This is a genomic window from Pseudomonas sp. PDM28 (genome assembly GCF_019219115.1).
In the GTDB taxonomy this organism is placed as follows: Bacteria; Pseudomonadota; Gammaproteobacteria; order Pseudomonadales; family Pseudomonadaceae; genus Aquipseudomonas; species Aquipseudomonas laurylsulfatiphila.
The window spans coordinates 345,415-367,608 of the sequence record NZ_JAHUWG010000003.1; the positions used below are offsets into that span (position 1 = coordinate 345,415).

The following is a 22,194-nucleotide window of genomic DNA, read 5'->3' on the forward strand; positions in this document are numbered from 1 at the left end:
CACTATGAGCGCAAAAGTCTGGCTGGTGGGTGCAGGTCCTGGTGATCCTGAATTGCTGACCCTCAAAGCCGTTCGGGCGTTGAGAGAGGCGGATGTCGTGCTGATCGACGATCTGGTCAACGATGCGGTGCTGGAGCACTGCCCCGGCGCGCGGATAATTCCTGTGGGTAAGCGCGGCGGTTGCCGTTCAACGCCGCAAGCCTTTATCCATCGCCTGATGTTGCGTTATGCCCGTCAGGGTAAATGCGTGGTACGCCTCAAAGGTGGCGACCCGTGCATCTTCGGGCGTGGCGGTGAAGAAGCGCAGTGGCTGCGCGAGCGTGGTGTCGAGGTTGAGCTGGTCAATGGCATCACCGCCGGCTTGGCGGGCGCGACGCAATGCGATATTCCATTGACCCTGCGCGGCGTGGCACGAGGGGTAACGCTGGTGACCGCCCACACTCAGGATGACAGCAGCCTGAACTGGCAAGCGCTGGCCCAAGGTGGCACGACACTGGTGATCTACATGGGAGTGGCGAAGCTCAGTGAAATTCGCGAGCAACTGCTGGCCGGTGGAATGGCAGCCGATACGCCTGTGGCAATGATCGAAAATGCTTCCCTGCCGCATCAACGGGAATGTCGAAGCAACCTGATGGCAATGGAGGACGACGCCTGTGCCTTCGAGTTGAAAAGCCCGGCGATCCTGGTGATCGGTGCCGTGGCGGCCTGTGATGAGATCAAAAGATCGCAGCCTTCGGCAGCTCCTGCACGGGTTCGGCATTTATCCCTGCACGATCCTTCAGTAGCAATGCAAAACCAATGCTGAAACCCAAATCGCAGACAAAGAAAAGCCCGGCCTGAGCCGGGCTTTTCTCAGAGCTGCGGGCTAATTACTTAGCTTGAGCTTCAACCTGCGCTTCTACGCGACGGTTAACAGCGCGACCAGCTTCAGTTTTGTTGTCAGCAACTGGGCGGGATTCGCCGTAGCCAACAGACTGAACGCGGGACGATTCAACACCGTACTGGTTGGTCAGAACTTGCTTAACGGCGTTTGCACGACGCTCGGACAGTTTCTGGTTGTAAGCGTCAGGACCGACGGAGTCAGTGTGACCTTCAACAGTAGTGGTGGTGGATGGGTACTGCTTCATGAAGTCAGCCAGGTTCTTGATGTCGCCGTAGCTGTTTGGCTTGACTACCGACTTGTCGAAGTCGAACTTCACGTCCAGCTCTACACGAACGACTTCAGCAACAGCTGGGCAGCCATCAGCGTCAACAGTTACGTTGGCTGGGGTGTCCGGGCACTTGTCAACGTTGTCGCAAACGCCGTCGTTGTCGCTGTCGGAGCAGACTTCTGGTGCTGGAACCGGAGCAGCAGCAGGCTTGTTGCCGCCACCGAAGTTCACACCCAGACCTACGGACGGGATGTAGTCCCAACGGCCGTTGTCCAGCTTGTAGTCAGCTTCTACGCCAGCACGAGCGTAGACGTTTTCGAGGAAGTAGTACTTCAGGCCAGCGCCAGCAGTCAGGAAAGTCGACTGGTCACGACCGGTGTGGCCGTCAGCGGCTACGTTGGTCATGCTGCCGTGCTTGACACCACCTTGAACGTAAGGACGCAGAGCGTCGCCAGCGTTGTTGAAGTGGTACTGAGCGTTCAGACCGAACTGGTCGCCCTCGATCTTCTGGTTGCCGGTGTTGTTGTTCGAACGGGTGTAGTCATCGTTGTTGTAGGTGAAGTTCAACGATACGTCGTCGGTCAAGAAGTAACCGATGGAGGCGCCAGGAGTGTAGCCGTCTTCAACGTTGTTAACGCTGTCGTTGTACTTCTTCCCGTAGTTGAGCTCGCCTTCAACTGCGCCTTGGCCTTGTGCCAATGCGCCGAACGAAGTAGCGGCAATAAGAGTACCAATGGCCAAGCCCAAGGTGTTTTTCAGTTTCATCCGTTAAATCCCCATCTGGTGATTGTGAAGCAGTCCCGCAAACCGGGGGACAACTCGGCGGCAAGTCTAACAGAACTTGCCTACACGTAAGAGATATTTGCGCTGAACTAAGTTTCAGCAATGCCTGCAAATTTCTCACGCAATTTATCTAGAGCGCGTTTGTACCGCATTTTTGTTGCACTCAAACCCATATGCATGATGTCTGCGATCTCCTGAAACTCCAGCTCTGCGACAAAACGTAGCACCAGAATTTCCCGGTCAATCGGGTTCACATACACTAACCAGCGATCAAGTCCACCCTTTTCTTCGGGTTTCGGCGCCTTTTCTTCGGACGCCTCCTCGAGGGGGTCAAGACTCAATGCGTCCATCAAGCGACGCTTTCGCCGTTCCTTTCGATACTGTGTGATGCACTCGTTGTACGTGATGCTATATAGCCATGTCTTGAACTTCGATTTGCCCTCGAAGTTCTTCAGACCATACAGCACCTTCAGCATGACCTCCTGACAGACATCGTCTGCATCGCGATCGTTCCCGAGATATCTTGCGCACACATTAAATAATGTTCGCTGGTAACGCCGCATCAGTTCTTCGTAGGCGCGTGTTACGTGAAACAGCTCGGTATGCGAGCGCGCGACCAACTCCTCATCAGAGAGCTCGCGGGGGTCGTAGCGCATGGATAGCGATTGAGCTTTATTCAAAACAAGTCGGGCCGACAGTCAGGTCAATATCCTCCGCAGCCAGCGTCAGCTGGAATTTTGCGGCGGCATACATTAGCAGGGTTTGCCGGGTTAGCGGCTACTCACATGCTGCTCGAGGAGGATCCGATTGGAAAGAGAGACTAGCTCACCCTCATCGGTCAGCAATGTGGTTTTAACCGTGCCGATCTCTTCGATCTGGCCTTCGACCTCGCCAACACGCACTTGTTGCCCAACCTGGTACAGCTCACGCACGTAGATTCCCGCAAGAATCTGGCCGGCAATTTCCCGGCTTCCCAACCCCATGGCCAGCGCTACCGCCAGACCAACGGTTATCAACACAATCACGATCACGTGGTTCAGCAGGTCGGTCTTGACCTCCAACTGGCTGATCGCCACCGAAATACTGATGATGATCACCAGGCCCTGGGCAATTCGTCCAAGCCCTGAAGCATAGTCCAGACCCACGCCTTCTGCCGCCCCGCGCACCAGCCCGTTGGCCAGTTGCGCCAGCAAAACACCTACCAGCAACACCAGCGCCGCGCCGAATACCTTCGGCAAATACAGCGCAAGCATATCCAGCGTAGCTGATACTCGCTCAAGTCCAAGGGATTCTGCGGCAGAAACCAGAAAAATAAGCAGAACGAACCAATAGACGATCTTGCCGATCAGGGTCGAAATGGGAACCTGCAGGCCGGCGCGGGACATCAGCTTGGTCAGACCGGTGCCGCCCATCAAGCGGTCCAGGCCCAGTTTGGCGAGCAATTTGGAAAGCAGGGTGTCCAGCAGTTTGGCCACGACAAAACCCAACAGCAGCACAACCAGTGCGCCGAACAGGTTTGGAATGAAGTTCGCAACCTTGGTCCATAACGCAGTCATTGCAGTGACGAGGCTCTGTGTCCAGAGATCAAGTTCCATATTCAATCAGCCTTATCAGCAGTGCGGGCAGCAGGTTTACGGAGACGGGATACCGGCGAGACATGGGCCGATCCGTTATTCAGGGCAATCATCAGTGCGGGCAACCAGCGCCCCAGCAGACTGAACAAATCACCGGCGCCGACCTGGCGGTTGGCGGTTTTCAGCACACGCCCCAGACACGCATCGTCGTCCCGGGTGGACGGTGAGGCGTTGAGCATGTCGCGCAAAGACTGTTCAAACGGATCGTGCATACGCACCTCTCGTGATGTCTGTGGGAGACGCGGTCAGTTTTGGTCGGGTCACATGCTTTCCCTCAGACCCAGCGCAATCGTCGGAATAACCACCATTGCCCCAGCGCCACCGAGACCATCATCAGGCAGGCGATCAGAAAGCCATAAGGGCTGGCAGAGAACGGAATGCCACCGACGTTGATCCCCAAAAGCCCGGTCAGAAAGCTCATCGGCAAAAAGATCCCGGTGATGATCCCGAAGCGATACATCGTGCGGTTCATGCGCACGCTCAAGCGACGGTCTTCAGCCTCAAGGACCAGCCCCACCCGCTCCCGGGTCAGTTCCAGCTCCTCGAGGTAGCGGGTCAGGCTGTTGTTCAATTCGTTCCAGTAATCACCGTCGTCCTCGACGAACCAGGGCAATTTGATCCGCGTCAACTGACCGAAAATATCCCGTTGCGGCGCGAGAAAACGCTTCAACGCGGCGGCCCTGCGACGGATCTGCAACACGGCGCCGTGTTCCGGCGCATACCGTTCGTCGGCATCGAGCTTTTCTTCTTCCTCATCGACCACTTCCGAGAGGTCGCTGACCAGATCCTGCACCTTGTTGGTGAGGTACTGCGCCATATACAGGATGAGTTCCGAGGCGGTTTTCGGCCCCTTGCCCTCGGACAGTTGCACCAGCAACTCGTCAGTGGCGCGCAATGGACGCAAACGCAGGGAAATGACTCGCTGGGCAGAACCGAAGATCCGCACCGACACCATGTCTTCCGGCTCGGCACCGGGGTTGAGATTGACCCCGCGCAAAAATAGCAGCAGTTCGCAGTCCGAAAGCTGCAAAAGTCGCGGACGGGTGTTTTCCTCGAGTAACAGGTCACAGCTGAATTCGCTCAGACCGCTGGATTTGCGTAGCCAGGTCTGGGTTTGCGGATGACTGCGATCCCAGTGCAACCACAGGCTTTCATGGGCCTGCAACTGCAAGTCGTCAAGTTCAGTCCGGGCAATCGAACGCGCACCGCCTCTACCGTCCAGCACCAGGGCATGCACCAGCCCCCATTGCGCGTTTTCTTCCTCGAACATCCGCACTCCTATGGTCTGCAGCCGTTTTTATTCAGGCATTTTCAGCGGGCTGGGCGAGATGATCACGCCGTTGTTGTCCGCATAGATGTAATGGCCCGGATGGAAGGTCACGCCAGCAAAGGTCACGGCAACGTTGAGATCGCCGATACCGCGCTTGTCGGTTTTCATCGGGTGGCTGGCCAGCGCCTGAACCCCCAGATCGGTTTGCGCGATGACGTCGACGTCACGGATGCAACCATAGATCACCAGGCCTTCCCAGCCATTGCTGGAGGCCTTCTCGGCGAGCATGTCACCCAGCAGCGCGCGGCGCAGGGAACCGCCGCCATCGACCACCAGAACCTTGCCATTGCCCTTGAGCTCGACTTGCTCCTTGACCAGCGAGTTGTCTTCGAAGCACTTGATGGTCACGATTTCGCCACCGAAGGAATCACGGCCGCCGAAATTGCTGAACATCGGTTCCAGCACCTGCACCAGTTCCGGATAGGCATCGCACAGGTCAGGCGTGAGGTAATGGATCATCGAGAAACTCCTGTAAAGAGGAAGACAGCACGAACATCAGTGATGACTCAGTCACGCAAAGTGACCGGAACAGCTCAATGCGTCATATCTTAGCCGCAAGCCGACCAGAGCGAAATGCCCTTGTTAGAGCATCAGGCTCAAACCGCCGCGGCCAAATCCCCTTGCTCACCCAACAAGGGTGTCTGCTGATCCGCCAGCCAGCGGGTCACCAACGGCCAGACTTCCGCCTGGGCAGGTTTACTGACGAGCATTTCAACGTGACCGAAATTGTCGCTGAAACCCTGATCACGACCCAGATTGATAAATTGCTTGTGCTCGGAACCGAACTGTTCGAACAGTTTGCGGCACGCCCACGCCGGGTCCTGATGATCACCCGCTGCACTCACGGCGAGCACCGGCAACCTGACCCCGGCCAAGCCGGCCCACCAGTCTTTATCGGCATCGCCAAAACGCCCGAACAGACCGAACCAACGCATGCTTTCCAGAGCCAGGCCGATCGGCTCATCCTCCGGGCCGCGCTTGAGCCTTGCTCCGGACAACTGGGCAAAACGCTTGAGAATGAAGCGACCGCTCCACTCCACCGGCGGAATCTTCAATGGCCAGTAGGTGCGACTGACTTGTGTACCGAAAAAAGCCGCCGAGGCCACCACCGGCTCACCGATGTACTCGCCACCCAGCGCTGCGGCCAGTGTAGTACCGCCCAGCGAGTGACCGATCCAGTGCGGCACCTGCCCGCTCTGTTCGCGCACGAACGCGCCGATGGCCGGCAGGTCATAGCGTGCATAGTCGGCGACCCGGTTCTTGCGGTAGTCGTGGTTACGCTGGGACAGGCCATGGCCGCGCATTTCCGGAATCCAGACGTCGAACCCCAAGCGGGCCAGATAGGCGCCCAACCCCAGCCCCTTGGGAGAGAACCAGAACCGGCGATTGGAAAAGCTGCCGTGCAGCAGGATCACCGGCACGCCACGGGATGACGGCTCATCGGCCATGCCAAGGCGTGTCACAGCCAGTTCGACGGTGAAGTCGGGGCTGTTACCGGGTTTCAAGCGATACACATCTTCGCTCAGATCGCCGCGCCGTTCGGCGCTGATCAGGGCGACAGGAAATAGGTTACTGCTGCTTTGCATAATCTCTTGCACAAAAAAGGGCGGCATCCGAAGGAGCCCGCCCTGCTTGAATCTCTAAAAGACCGCTCCCTGTGGGAGCGAGCCCTGCTCGCGAAAAACTTCAGGACACCTCGTTTATCCAGGATAAACGCGTGATCGTTGACGTCCATCGCGAGCAGGCTCGCTCCTACAAAGGCATGTGAGCGGTCCGTTCACACGGGGTCAAGCCTGCGCCTGACCCTCTGCCAGGAAGAACCAGGTCTCCAGTACGGAGTCCGGGTTCAACGAAACGCTTTCAATGCCCTGCTCCATCAGCCACTTGGCCAGGTCCGGGTGGTCCGAAGGACCCTGACCGCAGATGCCGATGTACTTGCCGGCCTTGTTGCAGGCGGCAATGGCGTTGGCCAGCAGCTTCTTGACCGCCGGATTACGCTCGTCGAACAGGTGCGCGATGATACCGGAATCGCGGTCCAGGCCCAGGGTCAGCTGGGTCAGGTCGTTGGAACCGATGGAGAAACCATCGAAGAACTCGAGGAATTCTTCAGCCAGGATGGCGTTGGACGGCAGTTCGCACATCATGATCACGCGCAGGCCGTTTTCGCCACGGGCCAGACCGTTTTCCGCCAGCAGATCGACCACCTGGCTCGCTTCACCCAGGGTACGAACGAACGGCACCATGATTTCGACGTTGGTCAGGCCCATCTCGTTGCGCACGCGCTTGAGGGCGCGGCATTCGAGTTCGAAGCAGTCGCGGAACGATTCGCTGATGTAACGCGAAGCACCGCGGAAGCCCAGCATCGGGTTCTCTTCTTCCGGCTCGTACAGCTTGCCGCCGATCAGGTTGGCGTATTCGTTGGACTTGAAGTCCGACAGACGCACGATGACCTTCTTCGGCCAGAACGCAGCCGCCAGGGTGCTGATGCCTTCGACCAGTTTCTCGACGTAGAAGCCGACCGGGTCGTTGTAACCGGCGATGCGCTTGTCGACGCTTTCCTTGATGTCCAGCGGCAGACCGTCGTAGTTCAACAGTGCTTTAGGGTGCACGCCGATCATGCGGTTGATGATGAACTCCAGGCGGGCCAGGCCCACACCGGCGTTCGGCAGTTGTGCGAAGTCGAAGGCGCGGTCCGGGTTGCCGACGTTCATCATGATCTTGAACGGCAGCTCCGGCATGGCATCCACGGAGTTCTTCTTGATGTCGAAGCCCAGTTCGCCTTCGAAGATGAAACCGGTGTCGCCTTCAGCGCAGGAAACGGTCACGCCCTGGCCGTCTTTCAACAGCTGGGTGGCGTTGCCGCAACCGACTACCGCTGGAATACCCAGCTCACGAGCGATGATCGCCGCGTGGCAGGTACGGCCGCCACGGTTGGTGACGATGGCGCTGGCGCGCTTCATGACCGGTTCCCAGTCCGGGTCGGTCATGTCGGACACCAGTACATCGCCTGGCTGGACCTTGTCCATCTCGGACACGTCCTTGATGATGCGGACCTTGCCGGCGCCGATGCGCTGGCCGATGGCGCGACCTTCAACCAGCACGGTGCCGGTTTCTTTCAGCAGGTAGCGTTCCATGACGTTGGCCTGGGTGCGGCTCTTCACGGTTTCCGGACGGGCCTGCACGATGTACAGCTTGCCGTCGTCACCGTCCTTGGCCCACTCGATGTCCATCGGGCACTGGTAGTGCTTCTCGATGATCATCGCCTGCTTGGCCAGCTCGCTGACTTCAGCGTCGGTCAGGCAGAAGCGTGCGCGTTCGGCCTTGTCCACGTCGACGGTCTTGACCGAGCGACCGGCCTTGGCCTCGTCGCCGTAGATCATCTTGATGGCCTTGCTGCCCAGGTTGCGGCGCAGGATGGCCGGACGACCGGCGGCCAATGTGCCTTTGTGCACGTAGAACTCATCCGGGTTCACCGCGCCTTGAACGACGGTTTCACCCAGGCCGTAGGCGCCGGTGATGAACACCACGTCACGGAAGCCCGATTCGGTATCGAGGGTGAACATCACGCCGGCGGTGCCGGTTTCGGAGCGGACCATGCGCTGCACGCCGGCCGACAGGGCGACCAGCTTGTGGTCGAAGCCCTGGTGCACGCGGTAGGAAATGGCACGGTCGTTGAACAGCGAGGCGAACACCTCTTTGGCGGCGCGAATGACGTTTTCGACACCACGGATGTTCAGGAAGGTTTCCTGCTGACCGGCGAAGGAAGCGTCCGGCAGGTCTTCGGCGGTAGCGGAAGAACGCACGGCCACGGCCACGTCAGGGTTGCCGGCGGACAGCGTGGCGAACGCGGTACGGATTTCGGCATTCAGTTTTTCAGGGAACTCGGCTTCCATGATCCATTGACGGATCTGGGCACCGGTCTTGGCCAGGGCATTCACGTCATCGACGTCCAGGGCATCGAGTGCGTCGTGAATCTGCTGATTCAGGCCGCTCAGCTCCAGGAAATCACGATAAGCCTGAGCGGTCGTGGCGAAGCCGCCGGGCACCGATACACCGGCACCCGCAAGGTTGCTGATCATCTCGCCCAGGGATGCGTTCTTGCCCCCCACATGCTCAACATCGTGTTTGCCGAGCTTATCGAGGGAAACTACGTACTCTACCAAGGTGATCTCTCCACTAACTGTGTTGGAAAAGCTCAGAAACCGGCTGCTTAAGTGAGCATTTACCGGCTATATGGCCTGGACCTGGAAAATAAGTGAGAATGCGGGCCATTGGCGGCCGGCAAATCGCGCCTATCATATCCAAGATTCGTTACTAGCTTAAGGCCCAAGGTGCAAATGAAACGATCTGCTTTCTTTATCTCCGATGGTACCGGCATTACCGCCGAAACCCTGGGTCAAAGCCTTCTGGCGCAGTTCGAAAACATTACCTTCAGCAAGGTCACGCGGCCGTACATCGACAACGTGGACAAAGCGCGGGCCATGGTACAACAAATCAACAAAGCCGCCGAAACCGACGGTTTCCGTCCAATTATCTTCGACACCATCGTCAATCAGGACATTCGTGAGATTCTCGCCACCTCGAATGGTTTCATGATCGACATTTTCTCGACGTTCCTGGCGCCGCTTGAACAGGAACTGACCGAGCATTCTTCCTACACCGTCGGCAAGTCCCACTCCATCGGCGCCAACACCAATTACATGGAACGTATCGAGGCCGTTAACTTCGCCCTCGACAACGACGATGGCGCCCGCACGCACTATTACGACAAGGCCGACCTGATACTAGTGGGCGTGTCGCGATGTGGTAAGACGCCGACGTGCCTGTATATGGCGATGCAGTTCGGCATCCGCGCGGCCAACTACCCGCTGACCGAAGACGACATGGAACGCCTGCAACTGCCAAACGCCCTGCGCGCCCACCAACACAAGCTGTTCGGCCTGACCATCGACCCGGATCGCCTCACTGCGATCCGCAACGAGCGCAAGCCCAACAGCCGCTATTCGAGCTACGCCCAGTGCGAGTTCGAGGTGCGCGAGGTCGAGAACCTGTTCCGCCGCGAAAACATTCCGCACATCAACTCCACGCATTTTTCCGTGGAAGAGATCTCCGCGAAGATTCTCGTGGAGAAAGGTGTGGAGCGGCGTTTCAAGTAAATCTCCCGGGTCGGTTCTGGCTCTTTCGCGAGCAGGCTCGCTCCCACAGGTTTTGGTTTGAATGCAATATTTGCCAACACCAGAAAACCTGTGGGAGCGGGCTTGCCCGCGATAGCGGTGTATCAGCCAACTCCCATTTTGGATGTGCCGGCCTCTTCGCGGGCAAGCCCGCTCCCACAGGGTCTTGTGTTGAGTTTCAGATAGGGTTTAGAACGAATCCCCCGGCACCCGCACAAACCCTTCCATCAATACCCGCGCACTGCGGCTCATGATCGCCTTGTTCACGGTCCATTCACCATTGACCAGGCTGGCCTCGGCGCCGACGCGCAGGGTGCCGGACGGGTGTCCGAAGCGCACCGCGTTGCGTTCGATACCGCCTGCCGCGAGGTTCACCAAAGTGCCGGAAATCGCTGCAGCCGTACCGATCGCCACGGCCGCCGTGCCCATCATTGCGTGGTGCAACTTGCCCATGGACAACGCACGCACCAGCAGGTCGACATCACCTGCGGCAATCGCCTTGCCGCTGGACGCCACGTAGTCCGCCGGCTTGGCCACGAAGGCGACTTTCGGCGTGTGCTGACGCTTGGCCGCTTCGTCGATGTTGGCAATCAGGCCCATGCGCAATGCGCCGTAGGCACGGATGGTCTCGAACATCAGCAAGGCTTTCGGGTCGCCGTTGATCGCGCCCTGCAACTCGGTGCCCTTGTAGCCGATGTCTTCGGCATTGACGAAAATCGTCGGGATTCCGGCATTGATCATGGTCGCCTTGAAGGTGCCGACGCCGGGCACTTCCAGGTCATCGACCAGGTTGCCGGTGGGGAACATCGAACCGCCGCCGCCCTCTTCTTCCGCTGCCGGATCGAGGAACTCGATCTGCACTTCGGCCGCCGGGAAGGTCACGCCGTCGAGTTCGAAATCGCCGGTCTCCTGCACTTCACCATCAGTGATCGGCACGTGGGCGATGATGGTCTTGCCAATGTTGGCCTGCCACACGCGAACCACGGCTACGCCGTTATGCGGGATACGGCTGGCGTCCACCAGGCCGTTGCTGACCGCGAACGAACCGACCGCCGCCGACAGGTTGCCGCAGTTGCCGCTCCAGTCGACGAAGGGCTTGTCGATGGACACCTGGCCGAACAGGTAATCGACGTCGTGATCGGCCTTGGTGCTTTTCGACAGGATCACGGTTTTGCTGGTGCTGGAGGTCGCGCCGCCCATGCCGTCGATTTGTTTGTCGTACGGGTCGGGGCTGCCGATCACGCGTAGCAGCAACGCGTCGCGGGCCGGGCCCGGGACCTGTGCCGCTTCAGGCAGGTCCTTGAGACTGAAGAACACGCCTTTGCTGGTGCCGCCGCGCATGTAAGTGGCGGGTATCCTTATTTGCTTTGGAAACGTAGCTGCGTGAGCCATGGTGCTCGTTACTCCTGATCTGAAAGCAGACACGGGACTTGAAGTCCCGTGTCTGTGTTGCGTGCGTTAAACGGCAACCGCCGACTCTTCGAGGAAGTCCTGGGCGAAGCGTTGCAACACGCCGCCGGCCTCGTAGATCGACACTTCTTCGGCGGTGTCGAGGCGGCAGGTCACCGGCACATCGACGCGCTCCCCGTTCTTGCGATGGATCACCAGCGTCAGCTCGGCGCGCGGCGTGCGATCGCCGATCACGTCGTAGGTTTCGCTGCCGTCGATGGCCAGGGTGTGGCGGTTGGTGCCCGGCTTGAACTCCAGCGGCAACACGCCCATGCCCACCAGGTTGGTGCGGTGAATGCGCTCGAAACCTTCGGCGGCAATCGCCTCCACACCCGCCAGACGCACGCCCTTCGCCGCCCAGTCGCGGGACGAACCCTGACCGTAGTCGGCACCGGCGATGATGATCAGCGGCTGCTTGCGATCCATGTAGGTTTCGATGGCTTCCCACATGCGCATCACTTTGCCTTCCGGCTCGACACGGGCCAGCGAGCCCTGCTTGACCTTGCCGTTTTCCAGAACCATTTCGTTGAACAGTTTCGGGTTGGCGAAGGTGGCGCGCTGCGCCGTCAGGTGGTCACCGCGGTGAGTCGCGTAAGAGTTGAAGTCCTCTTCCGGCAGGCCCATTTTCGCCAGGTATTCGCCGGCGGCGCTGTCCATCATGATCGCGTTGGACGGCGACAGGTGATCGGTGGTGATGTTGTCCGGCAGCACCGCCAGCGGACGCATACCCTTGAGCGGACGAGCACCGGCCAACGCGCCTTCCCAGTACGGCGGACGACGGATATAGGTGCTCATTTCACGCCACTCGTACAGCGGCGCGACTTTCGGGCCGGTGTCTTCGTGGATGGCGAACATCGGGATGTATACCTGGCGGAACTGCTCCGGTTTCACCGACGCCTTGACCACCGCGTCGATTTCTTCGTCGCTTGGCCAGATGTCTTTCAGGCGGATTTCCTTGCCATCCACCACGCCCAGCACGTCTTTTTCGATGTCGAAACGGATGGTGCCGGCAATCGCATAGGCAACCACCAAGGGCGGCGACGCGAGGAACGCTTGCTTGGCGTACGGGTGAATGCGGCCGTCGAAGTTACGGTTGCCGGACAACACCGCAGTGGCGTACAGGTCGCGGTCGATGATCTCTTGCTGGATCACCGGGTCCAGTGCGCCGGACATGCCGTTGCACGTGGTGCAGGCGAAAGCCACGACGCCGAAGCCGAGCTTGTCCAGCTCTTCGGTCAGGCCGGCTTCATCGAGGTACAGCGCCACGGTTTTCGAACCCGGTGCCAGGGACGACTTGACCCAAGGCTTGCGGGTCAGGCCGAGCTTGTTGGCGTTGCGCGCCAGCAGGCCGGCGGCGATCACGTTGCGCGGGTTGCTGGTGTTGGTGCAGCTGGTGATGGCGGCGATGATCACCGCGCCGTCCGGCATTTGCCCCGGCACATCGTCCCACTGGCCGGAGATGCCTTTGGCAGCCAGATCCGAAACCGCCACACGGGCGTGCGGGTTGCTCGGGCCGGCCATGTTGCGCACGACCGAGGACAGATCGAACGTCAGGCCGCGCTCGTACTGCGCGCCTTTGAGGCTGTCAGCCCACAGGCCGACCTGCTTGGCGTAGTTCTCGACCAACTGCACCTGCTCGTCTTCACGGCCGGTGAGCTTGAGGTAGTCGATGGTCTGCTGGTCGATGTAGAACATCGCCGCGGTGGCGCCGTATTCCGGGGCCATGTTGGAGATGGTTGCGCGGTCGCCGAGGGTCAGCGCGGAGGCGCCTTCGCCGAAGAACTCCAGCCATGCGCCAACGACTTTCTGCTTGCGCAGGAACTCGGTCAGCGCCAGCACCATGTCGGTGGCGGTGATGCCCGGTTGCAGCTTGCCGGTCAGTTCGACGCCAACGCTTTCTGGCAGACGCATCCACGATGCGCGGCCGAGCATCACGCTTTCGGCTTCGAGACCACCGACACCGATGGCGATCACGCCCAACGCATCGACGTGCGGGGTGTGGCTGTCGGTACCGACGCAGGTATCAGGGAAGGCCACACCGTCACGCACCTGGATCACCGGAGACATTTTCTCCAGGTTGATCTGGTGCATGATGCCGTTGCCCGGCGGGATCACGTCGACGTTCTTGAACGCCTTCTTGGTCCAGTTGATGAAATGGAAGCGGTCTTCGTTGCGACGGTCTTCGATGGCGCGGTTCTTCTCGAACGCGTCCGGATCAAAGCCACCACGCTCGACGGCCAGGGAGTGGTCGACGATCAGCTGGGTCGGCACCACCGGGTTGACTTGCGCCGGGTCACCGCCTTGCAGGGCGATGGCGTCACGCAGGCCGGCGAGGTCGACCAGCGCGGTCTGGCCGAGAATGTCGTGGCACACCACGCGGGCCGGGAACCACGGGAAATCGAGGTCGCGCTTGCGCTCGATGAATTGCTTCAGGGATTCGGTGAGCGTGGCCGGGTCGCAGCGACGCACAAGGTTTTCCGCCAGCACACGGGAGGTGTACGGCAGGGTGTCGTAGGCGCCAGGCTGGATCGCCTCGACCGCTGCGCGGACATCGAAGTAATCCAGGTGGCTGCCAGGTAGCGGTTTACGGAATTGTGTGTTCATCGTCAGGACTCGGTCACGGTAGTTACAAAAGGTGGGGCCTGGCACCAGACTTGAAGTTCACACCATCCACTGTGGGAGCGAGCTTGCTCGCGATGACTGAGTCACATCCAACATACATGTCGACTGACCCACCGCTATCGCGGGCAAGCCCGCTCCCACAGGGATTTCGGTGAACTTCAATATCAGTGCTTAGCCTCCACCATTCAGCGCTGTTCGATTGGCACGAACTTGCGCTGTTCAACGCCGGTGTATTCGGCGCTTGGACGGATGATGCGGTTGTTGGCGCGTTGTTCGTACACGTGTGCAGCCCAGCCGGTCAGGCGCGAGCAGACGAAAATCGGTGTAAACAACTTGGTCGGGATGCCCATGAAGTGGTACGCCGAGGCATGGTAGAAGTCGGCGTTCGGGAACAGCTTCTTCTGCTCCCACATGGTCTTGTCGATCGCTTCGGAGACCGGGAACAACACCTTGTCCCCCACTTCGTCGGCGAGTTTTTTCGACCAGCCCTTGATCACCTCGTTGCGCGGATCGTTGTCCTTATAGATCGCGTGGCCGAAGCCCATGATCTTGTCCTTGCGCTCGAGCATGCCGAGGGTGCCCTTGATCGCGTCTTCCGGCGACGAGAAACGCTCGATCATTTCCATCGCCGCTTCGTTGGCGCCGCCATGCAACGGGCCACGCAGCGAGCCGATGGCCGCGGTGATGCACGAATACAGGTCGGACAGGGTGGATGCGCAAACACGTGCAGTGAAGGTCGACGCGTTGAACTCGTGCTCCGCATAGAGGATCAGCGAAACGTTCATCACCTTGACGTGCAGCTCGCTTGGTTTCTTGCCGTGCAGCAGGTGCAGGAAGTGGCCGCCGATGGACTGCTCGTCGCTGACGCAATCGATGCGCTTGCCTTCGTGACTGAAGCGATACCAGTAAGTCATGATCGCCGGGAACGCAGCCAACAGGCGATCGGTCTTGTCGTGTTGCTCGGAGAAATTGTTCTCCGGCTCCAGATTGCCCAGGAACGAGCAGCCCGTGCGCATCACGTCCATCGGGTGGGCGTCGGCGGGGATGCGTTCCAGAACTTCTTTCAGCGCTTGAGGCAGGTCACGCAGCTTGCTCAGCTTGGTGATGTAGGCATTCAGTTGCGCCTTGCTCGGCAGTTCGCCGTACAGCAGCAGGTAGGCGACTTCTTCGAACTGTGCGTCAGCCGCCAGTTCACGTACGTCATAACCACGATAGGTCAGACCGGCACCCGACTGGCCCACGGTGGACAGTGCGGTTTGCCCGGCAACCTGGCCACGGAGCCCGGCGCCACTGAGTACTTTTGCTTCGGCCATTGCTGTCTCCAATTTTTTGAAATTTTTAGGGGAAACTCATTGCTCTTCTGTGGGAGCGAGCCTGCTCGCGATGGTGGACGGCACACCGCGGGGTATCAGGCTTCCCGCGTCATCGTTGACGTCTATCGCGAGCAGGCTCGCTCCTACAGGTACAAGGTGTTCGTTACTTCTTCGCGGCAAACAACGCATCGAGCTTCTGCTCGAAGGTGTGGTAGTCGATGCGATCGTAAAGCTCCATGCGAGTCTGCATGGTGTCGATGACATTCGCCTGCGTGCCATCGCGGCGCAGTGCGGTGTAGACGTTTTCCGCGGCCTTGTTCATGGCGCGGAAGGCCGACAGCGGGTACAGCACCAGCGACACGTCGACAGCGGCGAGTTGCTCGGTGGTGTACAGCGGGGTCGCGCCGAATTCGGTGATGTTGGCAAGGATCGGCGCTTTCACGCGGCTGGCGAACAGCTTGTACATCTCAAGTTCGGTGATGGCTTCCGGGAAAATCATGTCGGCGCCGGCTTCGATGCAGGCAGCGGCGCGATCCAGGGCAGACTCCAGGCCTTCCACCGCCAGGGCGTCGGTACGGGCCATGATCACGAAGCTGTCATCGGTACGGGCATCGACGGCAGCCTTGATGCGGTCGACCATTTCCTGCTGGGTCACGATCTCTTTATTAGGACGGTGGCCGCAGCGTTTGGCGCCGACCTGGTCTTCGATATGAATCGCCGCCGCGCCAAACTTGATCATCGACTTGACGGTACGAGCGACGTTGAACGCCGAGGAACCGAAACCGGTGTCCACGTCCACCAGCAATGGCAGATCGCAGACGTCGGTGATACGGCGCACGTCGGTCAGCACGTCATCCAGGCCGGTGATGCCCAGGTCAGGCAAGCCGAGGGAGCCGGCAGCCACCCCGCCACCCGACAGGTAGATCGCCTTGAAACCGGCGCGCTTGGCCAGCAGCGCGTGATTGGCGTTGATTGCGCCGACCACTTGCAGTGGATGTTCGCTGGCGACCGCATCGCGGAAACGCTGGCCTGGTGTGCTCTTGTTCAAACTCATGACTCACCTCGTTTGGCTGTCGGGTTGACGCCGTCCTGGTAATGACGGGCGATATTGCGTTTGGAGGCGCCGATGTGACGGCGCATCAACAACTCGGCCAGCTCACCGTCACGGTCGGCGATGGCATCGAGAATGCGGTGGTGCTCGGCGAACGCCTGGTGCGGGCGATTGGGCGTGGTGGAAAACTGGATGCGGTACATGCGCACCAATTGATAGAGCTCGCCGCAGAGCATTTGGGTCAGCGTGCGGTTGCCGCTGCCCTGGATGATTCGGTAATGGAAGTCGAAATCGCCTTCCTGCTGGTAGTAGCCGCGACCTGCCTGGAATGCCTCATCACGCTCATGGGTTTCCAGGACCCGACGCAGCTCGTCGATTTCTTCGAGACTCATGCGCTCGGCGGCCAGGCGACAGGCCATGCCTTCCAGGGATTCGCGGATTTCGTAGAGTTCAAGCAGCTCGGCATGATTGAGCGACACCACCCGCGCTCCGACATGCGGCACGCGTACCAGCAGGCGCTGGCCTTCCAGGCGATGGATGGCCTCGCGCAGCGGGCCCCGGCTGATGCCGTAGGTACGCGCCAGCTCCGGTTCGGAGATTTTGCTGCCCGGCGCGATCTCGCCTTTGACGATAGCCGCCTGAATACGGCGGAAGACGTTCTCGGAAAGTGTCTCCGTATCGTCTTGCGTAGAAACCGGGGGATCGAGTTGATCCAGCATATTGTCGACACCTTGTGAGCCAATGCCGCAAAAACTAACGAATACCGGGAGCACAGTCAAAGGATAAATCGATATTGTCGACAATCTTCTGATAACCGGTTGCACCATAACGAAGCAACCTGCTGGTTTATAGCCACCGGCCAGCGCTGGCGCCATCAAACCACCGTGCTAGAATGCCGCCGCATTTGTTTGTCACATCTGCACTGCCTGTCATAAAGATCTGCCAGGCATACGAGGGAGCTTGCGCAGCGATGCCAGGGCCTTGAATCAAGTCGGACCGCTGCGCACCAGGATTTATGAGACTCAAGCCCTTCCCTGCTTTCCTTTGTTTACTTTGCCTGCCCGGGTTCGCAATGGCCGGGGAAAAGACTGTGTATGGCCTCAATGAGTACGCCTCGCTCAATGGCATCGACCTGGAAGTGGCGGCCAAACTCGACACCGGGGCGAAAACCGCTTCCCTGAGCGCACGAGACATCAAACGTTTCAAACGCAACGGCGAATCCTGGGTGCGGTTTTACCTGGCCATCGACGCCGCCCATTCGCACCCAATCGAACGCCCGCTGGCCCGTGTCAGCAAGATCAAGCGCCGGGCCGGCGACTACGACCCCGAGGAAGGCAAGAAGTACACCGCCCGCCCCGTGATCGAACTGGACATCTGCATGGGCTCGGCCCTGCGCAGCATCGAAGTGAACCTGACCGACCGTAGCGCGTTCCAATACCCGCTCCTGATTGGCTCCGAAGCGCTCAAGCGTTTCGATGCCCTGGTTGACCCCAGCCTTAAATATGCTGCCGGCAAACCCGCCTGCACCACCGACGCTCATACCGCCGAGTAATTCAAATGCGCTCTCTTACCCTTCATCTGAAACTGCTGATCGCCATCCTGGTGGTGTTGGGCATTTCAGTTACGGCCTATCAGATCTTCGTGCTGGGCATCCCGGTGACCGAAGACGCCACTGACGACTTGTGGAACATCGACGCCAAGGTCGAGTTCGTCGCCAGCGCCAAGGATCCGGTCAAGATCCAGATGTTCGTGCCACCGCTGAGCCGCGACTTCGTCAGCCTCAACGAGAGCTTCATCTCCAATAATTACGGCGTAGCCGTGAACCGGGTCGACGGCAACCGCAAGGTCACCTGGTCGGCACGCCGGGCCAAAGGCAACCAGACGCTGTACTACCGCCTGGTGCTGACCAAGCGTTATTCCGGCGAGAAGGCCAAGATCAAAGGCCCGACCTTTCGCGACAGCATCACCATCGAAGGCCCGGAAAAAATCGCCGCCGAAGCCCTGCTCGCACCGATTCGCCAGCACTCGGCCGACGTCGAAACCTTCGTCGGCGAAGCCATCAAGCGGGTCAACAACCTCAACGACGACAACGTGAAACTGTTGCTGGCCGGTGATCCATCCACCGCGCACAAGGCGAAAATCGTCGAGCTGCTGCTGTCCATCGCCCACGTGCCGATCGAGAAGGTCCATACCATCCGCCTGGTGGCAGACCAGCCGCAGGTACCGGAACTGTGGCTGCGCAGTTTCAATGGCACCGACTGGCTGTACTTCAACCCGGAAACCGGTGAGCAAGGTCTGCCGACCGACCGCCTGCTGTGGTGGACCGGCGACGAAAACCTGATCACCGTCGATGGCGGCAAGAAGGCCAACGTGACCTTCAGCCTGAACAACAGCGAAATGAACGCCATTCGCCTGGCCAAGCTGACCGACGAAAACACCGACGCCAACTTCCTCGAGTACTCGTTGTACGGCCTGCCGCTGCAAACCCAGCAGACCTTCATGATCATGGTGATGATCCCGATCGGCGTACTGGTGATCCTGATCCTGCGCAACCTGATCGGCATCCAGACCCTGGGCACCTTCACCCCGGTGCTGATCGCCCTGGCCTTCCGCGAAACCCAGCTCGGCTTCGGTATCGTGCTGTTTACCATCATCACGGCGCTGGGGCTGTCGCTGCGCTCCTATCTCGAACACCTGAAACTGCAGATGCTGCCGCGGTTGTCGGTGGTACTGACTTTCGTGGTAGTACTGATCGCGGCCATCAGCCTGCTCAGCCATAAACTCGGCCTGGAACGCGGCTTGTCGGTCGCACTGTTCCCGATGGTGATCCTGACCATGACCATCGAACGCCTGTCGATCACCTGGGAAGAGCGCGGCGGTGGCCATGCCATGAAAGTGGCCATTGGCACGCTGTTCGCCGCGTCCCTGGCGCACCTGATCATGACCGTGCCGGAACTGGTGTACTTCGTGTTCACCTTCCCGGCGATCCTGCTGATCCTGGTGGGCTTCATGCTGGCCATGGGTCGTTATCGCGGCTATCGCCTGACCGAACTGGTGCGTTTCAAGGCCTTCCTGAAAAAGGCTGACGCCTGATGTTCGGCTTCTGGAAGACCTGGAAGGCCCTGGAAGCCCGGGGCATCATGGGAATCAATCGGCGCAACGCAGACTACGTGCTCAAGTACAACAAGCGCAGCCTGTACCCGATCGTCGATGACAAGATCATCACCAAGGAACGCGCCATCGCCGCCGGCATCCATGTGCCCGAGCTCTATGGTGTGATTTCCACCGAGAAGGAAATCGACAACCTCGAAGAGATCATCGGTGCACGCAATGACTTCGTGATCAAACCAGCCCAGGGCGCCGGTGGCGATGGCATCCTGGTCATCGCCGACCGCTTCGAAGGGCGTTATCGCACGGTGTCCGGCCGGATCATCAGCCATGAAGAAATCGAGCACCAGATTTCCAGTATCCTGACCGGCCTGTATTCACTGGGCGGTCACCGCGACCGGGCGCTGATCGAATACCGCGTGATTCCGGACCAGATCTTCAAGAGCATCAGCTACGAAGGCGTGCCGGACATCCGCATCATTGTCTTGATGGGTTACCCGGTGATGGCCATGTTGCGTCTGCCGACTCGCCAGTCCAACGGCAAGGCCAACCTGCACCAGGGCGCCATCGGCGTCGGCGTGGACCTGGCCACCGGCCTGACCCTGCGCGGCACCTGGCTGAACAACATCATCAACAAACACCCGGACACCACCAACGCGGTGGATGGCGTGCAACTGCCCTACTGGGACGGTTTCATGAAACTCGCCGCTGGCTGTTATGAGTTGTGCGGGCTGGGCTACATCGGTGTCGACATGGTCCTGGACCAGGAAAAAGGCCCGCTGATCCTTGAGCTCAACGCCCGGCCGGGGCTGAATATCCAGATTGCCAATGATTGCGGGCTGACGTTGCGTACTCACGCGGTAGAAGCACGACTGGAAGACCTGAAGGCTCGTGGCGCGACCGAAACGGTCGAAGAGCGCGTGGCGTTTGTGCAGGAGATGTTTGGGCATATTCCTGCGGTCGAGGGTTGATCCCTGTGGCGAGGGGGCTTGCCCCCGTTCGGCGGCGCAGCCGTCGCAAACCAGGCTGACTCGGTCTACCTGATAAACTAGGGGGCTGCTGCGCAGCCCAACGGGGGCAAGCCCCCTCGCCACAGGTTTCCCGCAGCCGCTCGTAATCTGCCAATCCCCGACATCCCCTCTAGGAGCAATTCTCCGAGGGGACTACAATCGCCACCCCGCCTCAATGGCTGATCTCCCCCGCCCATGTTGACCTGCTCCGTACACCCGCTGCCCTATCGCGCCAACCCCGCCCACTACTTCGCGGCGATTCGCCATGCCCCGGGCGCCGTGCTGCTCGACAGCGGCCGCCCCAGCGCCGACCGCGGCCGCTATGACCTGCTCAGCGCCTGGCCGCTGGAACAACTGACGGTAGCACCCGACGAAAGTGGCGAGGCCTTCCTGCAACGCCTGCGCGATAACCTGACACGCCTCGGCGAAGCCTCCTTGCCGGCACCCTATGAGTTGCCGTTTGCCGGCGGGTTGATCGGCTACCTGAGTTACGACTTCGGCCGACATCTGGAGCGCCTGCCGAGCCAGGCCAGTGACGACCTGCATCTGCCCGACGCGCGTTTCGGCCTGTACGGCTGGGCATTGATCAGCGATCACCTCGCGCTGACCAGCCAGTTGGTGTTCCACCCGACCCTGCCCGACAGCGAACGTCAGCGCCTGATCGAGCTGTTCAGCCAACCGGCACCGGAAGCGGTCGCGCCCTTCAAGCTGCTCACCCCGATGACCGCCGACTTGAGCGCTGACCAGTATCAACAGGCCATCGAGCGCATCCAGCAGTACATTCAGGCCGGTGACTGTTACCAGGTCAATTTCGCCCAGCGTTTTCGCGCGCCCTGCCAGGGTGACTCGTGGGCCGCCTACTGCGCCTTGCGCGCAGCGTGCCCGACGCCTTTTTCCGGTTTCCAGAGCTTGCCTGACGGCGATGCCGTACTCAGCCTGTCGCCGGAACGCTTCGTCAAAGTCAGCCAGCGCCATGTGGAAACCCGCCCGATCAAGGGCACTCGGCCTCGGGGCCTGACGCCTGAGCAAGATGCCGCGAACGCCGCCGAACTGCTGGCCAGCCCCAAGGACCGCGCGGAAAACCTGATGATCGTCGACCTGCTGCGCAACGATCTCGGCCGGACCTGCCGCATCGGCTCGGTCCGGGTGCCGGAGTTGTTCAGCCTGGAAAGTTACCCGAACGTGCATCACCTGGTGAGCAGCGTCACCGGTGAACTGGCGGATGATCGCGACGCTCTGGACCTGATCGCCGGCAGCTTCCCCGGCGGCTCGATCACCGGCGCGCCAAAGATTCGTGCGATGCAGATCATCGACGAACTGGAACCGACCCGACGCGGCCTGTATTGCGGTTCGTTGTTGTACCTGGACGTGCGCGGCGAGATGGACAGCTCCATCGCCATTCGCAGTTTGCTGGTCAAGGACGGGCAGGTGTGTTGCTGGGGCGGTGGCGGGATAGTCGCGGATTCCGAGTGGCAGGCCGAATATCAGGAATCGATCACCAAGGTGAAGGTGCTGCTCGATACCCTGCAAAACCTTTAAACGCATCGCGGGCAAGCCACGCTCCCACAG

General features: G+C 59.9%; 19 protein-coding genes. 6 read left to right on the forward strand and 13 right to left on the reverse strand.

What is annotated here, in order from left to right:
• The first annotated feature begins 4 nt into the window (after positions 1–4).
• Entirely contained in the window at positions 5–805 is an 801-nt protein-coding gene (gene cobA / locus KW841_RS07980) for a uroporphyrinogen-III C-methyltransferase (protein ID WP_218475098.1), read from the forward strand.
• A 64-nt stretch (positions 806–869) separates the two neighbouring features.
• Here cobA and KW841_RS07985 read toward each other — a convergent pair whose 3' ends face one another.
• The 8 genes from KW841_RS07985 to ppsA form a co-directional block, all read right to left on the reverse strand.
• Positions 870–1,916 carry an OmpA family protein gene (locus tag KW841_RS07985; protein ID WP_007971503.1) on the reverse strand — a complete coding sequence of 349 codons (1,047 nt, stop codon included), beginning with the start codon at positions 1,914–1,916 and terminating at the stop codon, positions 870–872.
• Positions 1,917–2,023: 107 nt separating this feature from the next.
• The gene (gene sigX / locus KW841_RS07990; RefSeq protein WP_075949123.1) at positions 2,024–2,614 is read right to left on the reverse strand and encodes an RNA polymerase sigma factor SigX; all 591 of its coding nucleotides are present in this window, start codon (positions 2,612–2,614) and stop codon (positions 2,024–2,026) included.
• A 90-nt stretch (positions 2,615–2,704) separates the two neighbouring features.
• Positions 2,705–3,529 carry a mechanosensitive ion channel domain-containing protein gene (locus KW841_RS07995; RefSeq protein ID WP_007916401.1) on the reverse strand — a complete coding sequence of 275 codons (825 nt, stop codon included), beginning with the start codon at positions 3,527–3,529 and terminating at the stop codon, positions 2,705–2,707.
• A 2-nt stretch (positions 3,530–3,531) separates the two neighbouring features.
• A complete protein-coding gene (locus tag KW841_RS08000) occupies positions 3,532–3,780 on the reverse strand; it encodes a hypothetical protein (protein ID WP_007971509.1) in 249 nt (82 codons plus the stop codon).
• 62 nt (positions 3,781–3,842) lie between these two features.
• A complete protein-coding gene (locus tag KW841_RS08005; RefSeq protein ID WP_218475100.1) occupies positions 3,843–4,838 on the reverse strand; it encodes a zinc transporter ZntB in 996 nt (331 codons plus the stop codon).
• 27 nt (positions 4,839–4,865) lie between these two features.
• Positions 4,866–5,354: a ribonuclease E activity regulator RraA gene (gene rraA / locus KW841_RS08010; RefSeq protein WP_173900792.1), complete on the reverse strand. Its 489-nt coding sequence runs from the start codon at positions 5,352–5,354 to the stop codon at positions 4,866–4,868.
• A gap of 140 nt (positions 5,355–5,494) precedes the next feature.
• Positions 5,495–6,484: an alpha/beta fold hydrolase gene (locus tag KW841_RS08015; protein WP_218475103.1), complete on the reverse strand. Its 990-nt coding sequence runs from the start codon at positions 6,482–6,484 to the stop codon at positions 5,495–5,497.
• Positions 6,485–6,685: 201 nt separating this feature from the next.
• Entirely contained in the window at positions 6,686–9,061 is a 2,376-nt protein-coding gene (gene ppsA, locus KW841_RS08020) for a phosphoenolpyruvate synthase (protein WP_007971525.1), read from the reverse strand.
• 174 nt (positions 9,062–9,235) lie between these two features.
• Between ppsA and KW841_RS08025 the strand changes: the two genes are divergently transcribed.
• Positions 9,236–10,054, forward strand: a complete 819-nt coding sequence (locus KW841_RS08025) for a pyruvate, water dikinase regulatory protein (protein ID WP_007971527.1) — start codon at positions 9,236–9,238, stop codon at positions 10,052–10,054.
• Positions 10,055–10,261: 207 nt separating this feature from the next.
• Here the strand turns inward: KW841_RS08025 and prpF are convergent, their stop codons facing one another.
• From prpF to KW841_RS08050, 5 genes are all read right to left on the reverse strand, one after another.
• Positions 10,262–11,464, reverse strand: coding sequence for a 2-methylaconitate cis-trans isomerase PrpF (gene prpF / locus KW841_RS08030; protein WP_007971529.1), 1,203 nt, complete (start codon positions 11,462–11,464; stop codon positions 10,262–10,264).
• 66 nt (positions 11,465–11,530) lie between these two features.
• Positions 11,531–14,125 (reverse strand): Fe/S-dependent 2-methylisocitrate dehydratase AcnD, encoded by a 2,595-nt coding sequence (gene acnD, locus KW841_RS08035; RefSeq protein ID WP_102698814.1) that lies wholly within the window; start codon positions 14,123–14,125, stop codon positions 11,531–11,533.
• 203 nt (positions 14,126–14,328) lie between these two features.
• Positions 14,329–15,456, reverse strand: coding sequence for a 2-methylcitrate synthase (gene prpC, locus KW841_RS08040; protein ID WP_046042905.1), 1,128 nt, complete (start codon positions 15,454–15,456; stop codon positions 14,329–14,331).
• A gap of 163 nt (positions 15,457–15,619) precedes the next feature.
• Complete coding sequence (gene prpB / locus KW841_RS08045; protein ID WP_046816178.1) at positions 15,620–16,510, reverse strand: methylisocitrate lyase; 891 nt, start codon at positions 16,508–16,510, stop codon at positions 15,620–15,622.
• Complete coding sequence (locus tag KW841_RS08050; protein WP_007971537.1) at positions 16,507–17,226, reverse strand: GntR family transcriptional regulator; 720 nt, start codon at positions 17,224–17,226, stop codon at positions 16,507–16,509. The genes prpB and KW841_RS08050 overlap by 4 nt, the downstream gene beginning before the upstream one ends.
• 296 nt (positions 17,227–17,522) lie before the next feature.
• On the opposite strand from KW841_RS08050, the gene KW841_RS08055 reads away from it, so the two are divergent.
• The 4 genes from KW841_RS08055 (at position 17,523) to pabB (ending at position 22,164) form a co-directional block, all read left to right on the forward strand.
• Positions 17,523–18,059 (forward strand): ATP-dependent zinc protease, encoded by a 537-nt coding sequence (locus tag KW841_RS08055; protein ID WP_218475106.1) that lies wholly within the window; start codon positions 17,523–17,525, stop codon positions 18,057–18,059.
• A gap of 5 nt (positions 18,060–18,064) precedes the next feature.
• Positions 18,065–19,600 carry an inactive transglutaminase family protein gene (locus tag KW841_RS08060; RefSeq protein ID WP_218475108.1) on the forward strand — a complete coding sequence of 512 codons (1,536 nt, stop codon included), beginning with the start codon at positions 18,065–18,067 and terminating at the stop codon, positions 19,598–19,600.
• Complete coding sequence (locus KW841_RS08065) at positions 19,600–20,586, forward strand: alpha-L-glutamate ligase-like protein (protein WP_007971543.1); 987 nt, start codon at positions 19,600–19,602, stop codon at positions 20,584–20,586. Before KW841_RS08060 ends, KW841_RS08065 begins: the two co-directional genes overlap by 1 nt.
• 234 nt (positions 20,587–20,820) lie before the next feature.
• Positions 20,821–22,164, forward strand: coding sequence for an aminodeoxychorismate synthase component I (gene pabB, locus KW841_RS08070; RefSeq protein ID WP_218475110.1), 1,344 nt, complete (start codon positions 20,821–20,823; stop codon positions 22,162–22,164).
• The last annotated feature ends 30 nt before the right edge of the window (positions 22,165–22,194 follow it).